This is a genomic window from Nesterenkonia sp. Act20 (assembly GCF_019173455.1).
In the GTDB taxonomy this organism is placed as follows: Bacteria; Actinomycetota; Actinomycetes; order Actinomycetales; family Micrococcaceae; genus Nesterenkonia.
Genome location: NZ_JADPQH010000002.1, coordinates 1 through 11,490, shown reverse-complemented (window position 1 = coordinate 11,490; position 11,490 = coordinate 1). Strand labels below are relative to the sequence as shown.

The following is an 11,490-nucleotide window of genomic DNA, read 5'->3' as shown; positions in this document are numbered from 1 at the left end:
ATGACCCCGACCACGAAGACCGCGCGGCACGCCAAGATCCGTGAGCTCATCACCCGGTCCTCGGTGCGCTCCCAGGCCGAGCTTGCCCAGCGCCTGGCCGACGCGGGAGTGACGGTCACCCAGGGCACCCTCTCCCGGGATCTGGAGGAGATCGGCGCCGCACGCGTGCGCGGTGCCCAGGGCTCGCTGATCTACGCGGTGCCCTCCGACGGGCACGACCGGGAGCTCCAGGCCGATCAGACCGAGGCGACGACGACGGCGCGGCTGATCGCGCTGTGCAAGGACCTGCTGGTCTCGGCCGAGTCCAGTGCGAATCTGGTCATTCTGCGCACCCCTCCGGGGGCCGCGCAGTTCCTGGCCAGCGCAGTGGATCACGCCGGCCTGGCCGAGGTGCTCGGCTGCATCGCCGGTGACGACACGATCATGGTGGTGACCACCAGTCCGACCGGAGGAGCCGCCGTCGCTGACAGGTTCACCGGCTTCGCCGAGGGCCGCAGCTAGCTCAGCTCTGGTGGGCTAGTTCAGCTCTGGTGTGCGTCGAGCACGGCGCGCATGGCATCGAGGCCGAAGATCTCTGCGACGGCGTAGGCGCTCTGCCGTCCCAGCTGCGGGTCGGAGCCGGCCTCGAGCAGCGCCTTCGTGGCCTCCTCGTTCTGCCGGAAGACTGCGCAGCCCAGGGCCGTCTGCCCGCGATCATTGATCCTGTGGACATCGGCTCCGCGTGCGAGCAGGCCCTTCGCGAGGTCCGTGTGGTCGTTGTAGACCGAGAGGATGAGCAGCGAATCGCCCTTGTCGTTGGTCAGATTCACCGGCAGGCCCCGGTCGACGAGGTCCAGCAGCTCCTCGGTCTTGCCCGAGCGCGCCACATCGAACATCGAGGCAAGAAACTCCATCTGCTCCTCGGTCAGCTCTTCGGTGCCGGCGTCGGTGGGCTGCTGGTTCTCCGGGGCATCGGCCGAGTGGGGGGAGTCTTGTGACATGGCCGCAAGTCTATCTGAGCCCGAACCGCCAGCACCCCCGTGATCGTCATGGAACGGATAGCCTGACAGCGAGTCCCTCTCACCGATCTCGATTTTATGCAGACACGCGAATAATTATGTAGAGTGTTCCCGAGCCAAAATTCCGTTCTTCAAGGAGATCCGCTGTGACTGATCGTATTGTTCTCGCCTATTCCGGCGGCCTCGACACTTCCGTGGCCATCGGCTGGATCGCCGAAGCCACCGGCCAGGAGGTCGTCGCCGTCGCCGTCGACGTGGGACAGGGCGGCGAGTCCCTGGAGACCGTGCGTCAGCGTGCCCTGGACTGCGGTGCCGTCGAGGCCTACGTCGCCGACGCACGTGACGAGTTCGCCGATCAGTACTGCATGCCCACGCTGAAGGCCAACGGCCTCTACATGGACTCCTACCCGCTGGTCTCTGCAATCTCGCGTCCGGTGATCACCAAGCATCTGGTCGCCGCTGCCCAGCAGTTCGGCGCCAGCACCGTGGCCCACGGCTGCACCGGCAAGGGCAATGACCAGGTCCGCTTCGAGGTGGGCATCCAGACCTTGGGCCCAGAGCTCAAGTGCATCGCCCCGGTCCGCGACCTTGCGCTGACCCGTGAGCTGGCGATCGAGTACGCCGAGAAGCACGACCTGCCGATCGAGACCACCAAGAAGAACCCCTTCTCCATCGACCAGAACGTCTGGGGTCGCGCCGTGGAGACCGGGTTCCTCGAAGACATCTGGAACGGCCCCACCAAGGACGTCTACGACTACACCGAGGACCCCTCCTTCCCGCCAGCACCCGACGTCGTGAACATCACCTTCGACCAGGGTGTTCCCGTGGCGCTGGATGGTCAGACCGTGACCGCGCTGGAGGCCATCGAGCAGCTCAACCGCCGCGCAGGCGCCCAGGGCATCGGTCGGATCGACATCGTCGAGGACCGCCTGGTCGGCATCAAGTCCCGCGAGATCTACGAGGCTCCGGGCGCGATGGCACTGATCGCCGCGCACCGCGAGCTGGAGAACATCACCCTGGAGCGCGAGCAGGCCCGGTTCAAGAAGACCGTGGATCAGCGCTGGACCGAGCTGGTCTACGACGGCCAGTGGTTCTCCCCGCTCAAGCGCAACCTCGACGCGTTCATCGACGAGACCCAGAAGTACGTCTCCGGTGAGATCCGCCTGGAGCTGCACGGCGGTCGCGCCACAGTGCAGGGCCGCCGCTCCGAGACCAGCCTGTATGACTTCAGCCTGGCCACCTACGACGCCGGCGATGCATTCGATCAGTCCAGCGCCCGTGGATTCATCGACATCTTCGGCCTCTCCTCCAAGGTGGCCTCCCAGCGCGAGCAGCGCATCCACGGCAAGCCGGACTTCTCCGGCCTCGGCAGCCTGGACCGCTGATGGCGCAGGACCCGGGTGCAGCCGAAGGGAAGCATGGCACCAACGAGGGGGCGCTCTGGGGCGGACGGTTCGCCACCGGTCCCGCCGATGCGCTGGCAGCGCTGAGCAAGTCCACGCATTTCGACTTCCTGCTTGCCCGCTATGACATCGCCGGGTCCCGCGCGCACGCTCGAGTGCTGCACCGCACCGGTCTGCTCACCGACGAGGAGCGAGACGGCATGCTGGCCGCCCTCGACCAGCTCGAGACCGATGTGCTCTCCGGAGCCTTCGGGCCGGCTGTCAGCGACGAGGACGTCCACGGGGCGCTGGAGCGCGGTCTGCTTGCACGTGCCGGGGAGGATCTGGGCGGGAAGCTGCGCGCCGGTCGCTCACGCAATGACCAGATCGCGACGATGGGCCGCATGTTCCTGCGCGATCATGCTCGAGTCATCGGAGCAGGCGTGCTGGGAACCATCGAAGCGCTCATCGCCCAGGCGGAGACACATCCGAACGCCCCCATGCCCGGACGCACCCACCTCCAGCACGCTCAGCCGGTGCTGCTGAGTCATCACCTGCTGGCCCACGCCTGGGCGCTGCTGCGAGACCTGCAGCGGATCCTGGACTGGGATCAGCGGGCCGCCACCTCGCCCTACGGCTCCGGAGCGCTCGCGGGGTCCTCGCTGGGCCTCGACCCCCAGCAGGTCGCGGAGGAGCTCGGCTTCCACCAGGCGGCCTGGAACTCCATCGACGGCACCGCCGCACGCGATGTCTACGCCGAGTTTTCCTGGGTCAGCGCCATGATCGGTGTGGACCTCTCGCGGATCAGCGAGGAGATCATCTTCTGGGCGACCAAAGAGGCCAGCTTCGTCACGCTCGACGACGCCTTCTCCACCGGCAGCTCGATCATGCCGCAGAAGAAGAACCCGGATGTCGCAGAGCTCGCCCGCGGAAAATCGGGACGGCTCATCGGTGACCTCACCGGGCTGCTGGCCACGCTCAAGGGCCTGCCGCTGGCGTACAACCGGGACCTGCAGGAGGACAAGGAGCCGCTCTTCGACGCGGTGGACACCTTGGAGCTGCTGCTGCCCGCGGTCTCCGGAATGATCGCCACGCTGGAGTTCAACACCGAACGGATGGCCGAGCTCGCCCCGCGCGGATTCGCGCTGGCCACCGACATCGCCGAGTGGCTGGTCCGCCAGGGTGTGCCGTTCCGCGTGGCCCACGAGCTCTCGGGTGAGGCGGTCCGGATCGCTGAATCCCGCGACGTCGAACTCTGGGACCTCACCGACGAGGAGCTGGCCGGGATCTCCCCGGAGCTGAGCCCTGCGGTCCGTGAGGTGCTCACCACCTTCGGGTCGCTGAACTCCCGGTCCTCGCGCGGCGGCACGGCCCCCGCCGCGGTCACCGAACAGCTGGCCGAGCTCAAGTCACAGCTGCAGCCCATTGAGGAGTTCATCGCGTCCGCAGGCAGCAATGTCGGTCCGGACAGCGTCAGCTGAGCGATGAGTCCCAGCGCATGAGCGCCCCCCGAACCGCCCTGGCCGTGTTGGCCGGGGCGGTTCTGCTCGTGAGCAGCGGCTGCGCCCAGCCCCGAGAGTCCCCAGCACGGGACTACCCGGACGCCCCGGATCAGCGCACCCCCGAACCGGCCGAGCCCGCGCAGGTTCCCGCACCGGGGGAGCCGTGGGTCCCGATCGCCGAGCTTGTCGATGAGCAGTGGCTCGCTGCCGTGGCCGAGCGCACGGGCATCCCTGAGCGCGCCCTGGCCGCCTACAGCGGGGCCGCTCTGCTGGTGGGCCAGACCCGGCCGGATTGTGGGCTCGGCTGGAACACGCTCGCCGGCATAGGCCAGGTCGAGTCCCAGCATGGGACCTACGCAGACTCGCGGGTCCAGCAGGATGGGCAGGTCTCCCCGCAGATCATCGGCGTCCCGCTGGACGGCGGCCCTGGATTTGCGGAGATCCCCGACACCGACGGCGGCATCCTGGACGGGGACCCCGAATGGGACCGTGCGGTGGGGCCGATGCAGTTCATCCCGGTGACCTGGGGCCTCTATGCCCAGGACGGCGATCGCGACGGTCAGTCAGATCCGCACCAGTTCGACGACGCGGCGCTCACGGCCGCGGTCTACCTGTGCGAAAGCGGCGGAGAGCTGACCTCGGACGACGGTTGGGTGGACGCCGTCGTTGCGTATAACCAGTCGGTGGAATACGTCAACGACGTCGCCTCCTACGCCCAGGGCTACGTCAGCCCTGACGAGCTTTGAGCCGTGGATTCTTCTTGTTGATCACGTAGGTGCGGCCTCTCCGCCTGACGACCTGTGACCCGGGCTTGTTCTTCAGTGCTCGCAGTGAGTTTCTTACCTTCATCTCAACCTCCTAGTGTTAATGAGTATCGTTATCAATAATGCTACGCTACCTGAAGGTTCCTAAGCGAAACAGGCAGGAGGGCACAAGGATGAGCGGTCTCAGCCAACAGGTCGAAGTCATGGCGGTGATGGGAGCATGTGCACCCGAACGGGGGCGCTTCGCCAGAGACCTCGCGCTCAGACGGGAGTCGGTGTTGCTGCCGGCCGAGCGGATCGCGGAAGACGCCTCTGCGGTGGAATCAGCACTCGGACTGCTGGGCATCGTGCACCCGGCGCCCGAGCTGGTGATCGAGTATCCGCTGGCCACCGGGGCGACCGATGTCATCGGGTCCCTGACTCAACGGGACGACGAGGCGGAGGGACAGACCGCGCGGCTCAGGGAGCTGTTCTGTGTGGTCGATGCCAGCCACCTTCTGGATGACCTCTTCCGCGCCGACTATGTGGTCTTGGAGGCGGACCAGCGCTGGACAGCGCGCGGAGATCTCTCATATGTCTGTCGAGCCGAGATCATCGTGAAACAGATCGAATACGCGTCCACGGTGGTCCTGGTGAACTGGTCTCAGCTGGCTCGGGAGGAGCTCCTGATGCTGACTGCGCTGGTGGCGCATCTGAGTCCACGAGCCGACGTCCAGTGCGCGGGCGAAACCCCGGGCTCCGTGGCCGAATCGTGGGCACACGGAGACGTGCCCGCCGCCGGCTACACGGGCGAGGAAACTCGCGCCGGATGGATGTGTGTCTTGAACGGCGACTTCGATCCCGGCAGAGAGCATGACCGCGTCTCCGCAGTGCGCTATGAGCAGCTCAGACCGTTCCATCCCGGAAGGTTGAAGGACCTCTTGGATCAACGCGTGGAGGCGGAGGAATTCGGCCGAGTAGCCCGTTCCGCCGGGTTTGCCAGATTGGCCACGCGTTCGCACATCACCGCCCAGTGGGATCACGTCGGACAGGTCATCTCCCTGACGCCGGCCACGGATGATGACGACACTGGTGCGACGGATGAGCTCTTGGCAATCGGCCAGGAGCTCGCCTTCATCGGCGTGGATCTGGATCCGATCGGCCTCACCGCCGCGCTCGATGCCGCCGCTGTCACAGATGCGGAGCTCCATGCGGGACCGACGCTGTGGCAAGAGTTTGCCGACCCCTTTCCGGGCTGGGAATCGGTGTCTGAGAACTGATCCACAGGGGAATCCCAGGGCCTCTGCCATCATGGATGGATGGATTCTGCGCAGCTGAGCTCTTTGTTCGACGCCCACGCCACCGAGCTGGCGCCCGCGCTGCTGGGATGCGAGCTCAGCGTCGCCACGTCTGCTGGTACCGTCCGCGTGCGGCTGACCGAGGTCGAGGCGTATGGGGACCAGGGAGAGGATCCGGGCGCGCACAGCTTCAACGGCAAGACCGCCCGCAACGCGGCGCTGTTCGGACCGCCGCGTCATACCTACGTGTACCTCAACTACGGCATCCACCGCTGTCTGAACCTGGCCTGCAACAGCGAGGGCACCGCGGGCGGGGTTCTGCTGCGCGCCGGTGAGGTGCTGCAGGGCCGCGAGCTGGCCATCGAACGGCGGGGCGGCCGCGACACCGGTGCGAAGCTGCTCTCGGGACCGGGGCGGCTGGGGCAGGGGCTCGGGATCACCCTGAGCATGGATGCCCGGGCCGTGGACATCGCAGACACCACGCATGTCACGCCAGGCAGCCACGACGCGGTGGAGTTCACGCTGGTCCCACCCAGCGCAGCGGTCAATGCTCATCAGATCCGCAGCGGTCCGCGGGTAGGAGTCTCCGGAACTGGAGGCAGCACCCGCTATCCGTGGCGCTACTGGCTCGATGCGGACCCCACCGTCTCGGCCTACCGCGCCGGACGCAACGTCCCCGCCGAGATCAGCTCCTAGCGGGGGACAGCGGCTGACAGCGGTGGAGAAGTGTGTCACCTCCGGTTCACACGAATAGAGGTATGATCGATGGTCAGCAATTTCGCGACGGAGAGCTGCGCTGCTTGATGAGTGACTCATATTCCTCGGCCACGGCCGAGATGATGCCCGACGACAACGACATCCCTGTGCCCGGCCTCGAAGCCGGAGTGGAGGAAGAGCGGGAGTACGTCGGCCTGCTGTACTCCAGGCTCGATGAGCTGCGCGCCGAGAAAGAGGCCCAGCTCGCGAAGGTCCGCAGCGTCGGATCCAGCGGCACCATGCAGAACGCCTCGGAGCGCGACGCGTTCGCCGCGATGTACGAGGACCGCCTCGCTCAGCTCAACGCGGTGGACGATCGGCTGGTCTTCGGACGGCTCGACCACGACTCCGGAGAATGCCGGTACATCGGACGCATCGGCCTCACCGCCGCCAACCACCAGCGGCTCATGCTCGATTGGCGCGCTCCCGAAGCCGGGGTCTTCTACCAGGCCACCGCCTTCGAACGGCAGGGGGTCCGGCGTCGTCGTCATCTGCTGCTGAAGCGGCGTGAGGTCCACGGTGTGGAAGACGATGTGCTGGACGCCTCCATGCTGGAGGAGGACAGCCACAACCACGGCGACGGCGCGCTGCTCGCGGCGCTGACCGCCCGGCGCACCGGACAGATGGGCGACATCGTCGCGACCATCCAGTCCGAGCAGGACCGCATCATCCGCGCCGGCATGCCCGGCGTCATGGTGGTCCAGGGCGGGCCCGGCACCGGCAAGACCGCGGTGGCGCTGCACCGTGCGGCATACCTGCTCTACAGCAACCGCGACCGGTTGAAGTCCGCCGGCGTGCTGATCGTGGGACCGAACTCCACCTTCATGTCCTATATCGACCGCGTCCTGCCCTCTCTGGGTGAGACCGGTGTGGTGCTGTCCTCCCTCTCTGAGCTCTTCCCCGGGGTGCGCGGCATCGAGGAGAAGGACCCGCAGGTCGAGGAGCTCAAGGGACGGCTTGACTGGGTGCAGATCATCGCGGAAGCGGTGAGGCACCGGCAGCGCACCATCCCCGAGGTCCGCGACGTCACCGTGGACGGCACCCGAGTGGGAGTCACTCCGAAGATGGTCAACCGGGCGCTGGAGCGCGCGCGCGCCACAGGCAAGCCCTATAACGAAGCACGCACCACCTTCGTCAAGGTCCTGGTCAAGGAGATCGCCGAGAAGCTCGAACGCATCATCGAGAAGCGCTCCGAGGGCAACGAGGCCGACCGGTCCTATCTGACCGAGGATGTGCGCAGCGCCCGCGACGTGCGGGTGCTGCTGAACCTGTGCTGGATGCCGCGCAGCCCGCAGGGTCTCCTGGAGGACCTCTTCGCCAAGCCTGCCTACCTCGCTGATGTGGCTCCCCAGCTGAGCCCTGCACAGCGCGACCTGCTGCGGCGTGAGCCCGGCAGCCCCTTCACCAGCGCTGACGTGCCGCTGCTCGATGAAGCAGCCGAGCTCCTCGGTACCCTTGACGTCTCCGCAGGACGAGAGGCGGCGCGGCAGAAGGCCGCCCAGGCACGATCACTGGAGAACGCGCAGCGCGCGGTGGAGAACGCCACCCCGCAGCTGGAAGAGATGGGCATCGAGGGCTTCCTCGACGCCCAGGCTGTGGTGGACATGAACACCGAATCCGGGCCTCGGCTCACCGCCGCGGAACGGGCGCAGGTCGACCGCACCTGGACCTACGGCCATGTCGTGGTCGACGAGGCGCAGGAGCTTTCGCCCATGCAGTGGCACGTGCTGATGCGCCGCTGCCCGCTGAAGTCTTTCACCATCGTCGGGGATATCGCCCAGGGCTCCTCGCCCTCCGCGGCCTCGAGCTGGCCGGAGGCCATGGCGCCGTTCGTGGGGGAGCGGATGCGCGTGGAGGAGCTGACCGTCAACTACCGCACCCCCGGCACCATCGTCGAGCTGGCGGAGCGGGTGGCCGCGGCCAATGGGCTGGAGACCACCTCGCTGCGCACGGTCCGGGAGGGCGAGTATCCACCGGTGGTGGAGCAGGTTGAGTCCGATGAGCTGATCTCCGCCGCGACGGCAGCCGTGCAGGCCGAGCATGAGCGTGTGGGGGAGGGGCTGGTCGCCGCGATCGTCCCGGAGCGTCTGCTCGGGGCGACCCGTCGGGCGCTGGTGAGCCAGTTCGGTTCTCGAGTGGGCCGGGGAGCCGGCTCACTGAGCGAGGACATCCTCGCTCTCTCCGCTGATGAGGCCAAGGGCCTGGAGTTCGACGCCGTGGTCCTGGTCGAGCCTGCCGAGATCCTTGAGGAGACGGCCGGCAGAGTCGGCAGCCTCTACGTCGCGCTCACCCGTCCCACTCACGCCCTGCACGTCGTGGCGGCGCGGGAACTTCCCGCCGGGTTCTAGCCCCGCCCGGCCCGAGATGATTGGTAACGTACCTGCTGTGACCCAGACGAGCCTCGAATCCACGAACCCGGCGCTGGCCGACCAGCGCAACGACGCAAGCTTCGAGAATGTCTGGCAGGAGCTGAACTGGCGCGGGCTGGTCCATGTCTCCACCGATGAAGAGGCTCTGGAACAGGCGCTCTCGGGTGAGCCGATCGTGTACTACTGCGGTTTCGATCCCACGGCTGCCTCGCTGCACCTCGGTCACCTGGTGCAGCTGCTGACCATGCGCCGCATCCAGCTCGCCGGCCACCGGCCGCTGGCGCTCGTGGGGGGATCCACCGGACTCATCGGGGATCCGCGGCCCTCGAGCGAACGGACCCTGCACACTCCCGAGATCGTGTCCGGCTGGGTCACCTCGCTGCAGAACCAGATCAAGCACTACATCTCCTTCGACGGGGACAGCGGCGCGACCATGGTCAACAACCTGGACTGGACCCAGGGAGTGAGCGCCATCGAGTTCCTCCGCGACATCGGCAAGTACTTCCGCGTCGGGACCATGATCAAGAAGGACATCGTCGCGAAGCGGCTGAACTCCGATGAGGGCATCTCCTACACCGAGTTCAGCTACCAGATCCTGCAGGGCTTCGACTACCTGCAGCTGTTCCGCCAGTATGGCTGCACGCTGCAGTTCGGCGGGTCCGATCAGTGGGGCAACCTGACTTCCGGCACGGAGCTGGTCCGTCGTGCGGAGAACGCCCAGGTGCACGCGCTCGGCACTCCGCTGATCACCAACTCGGACGGCACCAAGTTCGGCAAGTCCGAGGGCAATGCCATCTGGCTGGATTCCGAGCTCTGCTCGCCCTATGCGTTCTACCAGTTCTGGCTCAACCAGTCCGATGCTGATGTCATCGACCGGCTCAAGGTCTTCACCTTCCGCACCCGCGAGCAGATCGCCGAGCTTGAGCGGGCTGTGGAGGAAGAATCCTTCAAGCGCGAGGCCCAGCGTGCCCTGGCTTGGGATGTCACCTCCTTGGTGCACGGCGAAGACGCCACGGCTAAGGTCATCGACGCCTCTGCCGCCATCTTCGGTCGCGGCGAGCTCAGCGACATCGATGAACCCACGTTGCACGCGGTCTCCGCCGAGCTGCCCAGCGCGAGCGTGCCGGCGGAGGGCGCCACCGCGGTGCGGCTGCTGGTCGACACCGGATTGGTGAAGTCCAACGGTGAAGCGCGCCGTGCCATCAAAGACGGCGGGGCCTACATCAACAACGAAAAGATCGACGACGGCGACTCCGTTGTGGACGCCTCAAGGTGGTTGCACGGGAAGTTCCTGCTCATCCGGCGGGGCAAGAAGAACCTCGCGCTGGTCCACCGCTCCTGAGTGGCAGGACCTCAAAACCCCCAGGTCACAGGCATCCAGACGTGTGACCGAGGTCGCACCGGATTTGGTTTGCACGGCCCGAAGAGTCTGTGTAAAGTTCTATCTCGTGCTCAAGGGCGCAGCGGAAAAGCTTGAAGCGGACCGCAGCGGCCGAGCAGGACTTGAAAACCATATAGCTTTCCTTCACCGATTCGTTCGGGGAAGGGTTCGAGACTCCGGTGAAACCCGGTGTTGTTTCTGGGTTGACCTCGAGTTGACTCAGTCAGACACCAGGACGTAGAGTTGAGAACCGCGCAGACGACGAGTTCAGCTTCGCTCCAGCAGCACTTGCAGGAACGAAGACGAGAACGGTCTGGCGTCACAAATTCAGATGAGAACATCGAGAAACTCGATGGAAACATCGAATTGACGAAGCGAAAGCTTGTTGGTAAGCTTGAAAAGTTGCTTCGGAGCGATTCAGGAAAACATAAACTTCTTGATGGTGCCGGTAGCGGTTGTTGTTTGAGAACTCAATAGTGTGCCAAGTTTGTTGATACCAAATTATTTATTTGGTTAATAACAGCGACATTACCACCCCCGTGGTGATGATCGCAAATTTAGCCAAGGATTCATTCCGGTGTCTGTGATCAATGATGGTGGAATCGTGAGGACCTTGTTTTTCTGGCAAGGTCTGGTTCTTCTCGTTGTTGATTGTGGATGCTGATCTCTTATTAATTTTTAATGGAGAGTTTGATCCTGGCTCAGGATGAACGCTGGCGGCGTGCTTAACACATGCAAGTCGAACGATGAAGACCGTGCTTGCACGGTTGGATTAGTGGCGAACGGGTGAGTATCACGTGAGTAACCTTCCCTTAACTCTGGGATAAGCCCGGGAAACTGGGTCTAATACCGGATACGACCAGTCCTCGCATGGGGTGCTGGTGGAAAGATTTATCGGTTTTGGATGGACTCGCGGCCTATCAGCTTGTTGGTGAGGTAAAGGCTCACCAAGGCGATGACGGGTAGCCGGCCTGAGAGGGTGACCGGCCACACTGGGACTGAGACACGGCCCAGACTCCTACGGGAGGCAGCAGTGGGGAATATTGCACAATGGGCGAAAG

General features: G+C 65.3%; 10 protein-coding genes and 1 rRNA gene. 9 read left to right on the top strand and 2 right to left on the bottom strand.

The features are described 5' to 3' along the window. Positions 1-501 (top strand): arginine repressor, encoded by a 501-nt coding sequence (locus tag IY716_RS09700; protein ID WP_218221521.1) that lies wholly within the window; start codon positions 1-3, stop codon positions 499-501. Between the two features lie 20 nt (positions 502-521). On the opposite strand, the gene IY716_RS09695 is transcribed toward IY716_RS09700, so the two are convergent. Further along, on the bottom strand, positions 522-980 hold the full coding sequence (locus IY716_RS09695) for an ankyrin repeat domain-containing protein (protein ID WP_218221520.1): 459 nt from the start codon (positions 978-980) through the stop codon (positions 522-524). A gap of 164 nt (positions 981-1,144) precedes the next feature. On the opposite strand from IY716_RS09695, the gene IY716_RS09690 reads away from it, so the two are divergent. Genes IY716_RS09690 through IY716_RS09680 form a run of 3 tightly spaced genes read left to right on the top strand, consistent with a single transcriptional unit; the run spans position 1,145 to position 4,628 of the window. Further along, on the top strand, positions 1,145-2,383 hold the full coding sequence (locus tag IY716_RS09690) for an argininosuccinate synthase (RefSeq protein WP_218221519.1): 1,239 nt from the start codon (positions 1,145-1,147) through the stop codon (positions 2,381-2,383). Beyond that, positions 2,383-3,861, top strand: a complete 1,479-nt coding sequence (gene argH, locus IY716_RS09685; protein WP_218221518.1) for an argininosuccinate lyase — start codon at positions 2,383-2,385, stop codon at positions 3,859-3,861. Before IY716_RS09690 ends, argH begins: the two co-directional genes overlap by 1 nt. 17 nt (positions 3,862-3,878) lie before the next feature. Next, the gene (locus tag IY716_RS09680) at positions 3,879-4,628 is read left to right on the top strand and encodes a lytic transglycosylase domain-containing protein (protein WP_218221517.1); all 750 of its coding nucleotides are present in this window, start codon (positions 3,879-3,881) and stop codon (positions 4,626-4,628) included. Here the strand turns inward: IY716_RS09680 and ykgO are convergent. Further along, positions 4,609-4,731, bottom strand: coding sequence for a type B 50S ribosomal protein L36 (ykgO, locus tag IY716_RS09675; protein WP_084479720.1), 123 nt, complete (start codon positions 4,729-4,731; stop codon positions 4,609-4,611). The two genes, IY716_RS09680 and ykgO, sit on opposite strands and share 20 nt — an antisense overlap. 88 nt (positions 4,732-4,819) lie before the next feature. Here ykgO and IY716_RS09670 point away from each other — a divergent pair, with 88 nt between their 5' ends. The 5 genes from IY716_RS09670 to IY716_RS09650 all read left to right on the top strand — a co-directional run. Further along, on the top strand, positions 4,820-5,905 hold the full coding sequence (locus IY716_RS09670; protein WP_218221516.1) for a GTP-binding protein: 1,086 nt from the start codon (positions 4,820-4,822) through the stop codon (positions 5,903-5,905). A gap of 39 nt (positions 5,906-5,944) precedes the next feature. After that, positions 5,945-6,619, top strand: a complete 675-nt coding sequence (locus IY716_RS09665; protein ID WP_218221515.1) for a DNA-3-methyladenine glycosylase — start codon at positions 5,945-5,947, stop codon at positions 6,617-6,619. 143 nt (positions 6,620-6,762) lie between these two features. After that, on the top strand, positions 6,763-9,027 hold the full coding sequence (locus tag IY716_RS09660) for an AAA family ATPase (protein ID WP_255316779.1): 2,265 nt from the start codon (positions 6,763-6,765) through the stop codon (positions 9,025-9,027). Between the two features lie 37 nt (positions 9,028-9,064). Then, positions 9,065-10,390 (top strand): tyrosine--tRNA ligase, encoded by a 1,326-nt coding sequence (gene tyrS, locus IY716_RS09655; RefSeq protein WP_369699676.1) that lies wholly within the window; start codon positions 9,065-9,067, stop codon positions 10,388-10,390. 717 nt (positions 10,391-11,107) lie between these two features. Next, a 16S ribosomal RNA gene (locus IY716_RS09650) occupies positions 11,108-11,490 on the top strand; the annotation flags it as partial.

Coding starts and splice junctions, on each gene's coding strand:
- IY716_RS09700 (WP_218221521.1), top strand. CDS start 1: ATGACCCCGACCACGAAGACCGCGCGGCACGCCAAGATCCGTGAGCTC.
- IY716_RS09695 (WP_218221520.1), bottom strand. CDS start 980: ATGTCACAAGACTCCCCCCACTCGGCCGATGCCCCGGAGAACCAGCAG.
- argH (WP_218221518.1), top strand. CDS start 2,383: ATGGCGCAGGACCCGGGTGCAGCCGAAGGGAAGCATGGCACCAACGAG.
- IY716_RS09680 (WP_218221517.1), top strand. CDS start 3,879: ATGAGCGCCCCCCGAACCGCCCTGGCCGTGTTGGCCGGGGCGGTTCTG.
- ykgO (WP_084479720.1), bottom strand. CDS start 4,731: ATGAAGGTAAGAAACTCACTGCGAGCACTGAAGAACAAGCCCGGGTCA.
- IY716_RS09670 (WP_218221516.1), top strand. CDS start 4,820: ATGAGCGGTCTCAGCCAACAGGTCGAAGTCATGGCGGTGATGGGAGCA.
- IY716_RS09665 (WP_218221515.1), top strand. CDS start 5,945: ATGGATTCTGCGCAGCTGAGCTCTTTGTTCGACGCCCACGCCACCGAG.
- IY716_RS09660 (WP_255316779.1), top strand. CDS start 6,763: ATGCCCGACGACAACGACATCCCTGTGCCCGGCCTCGAAGCCGGAGTG.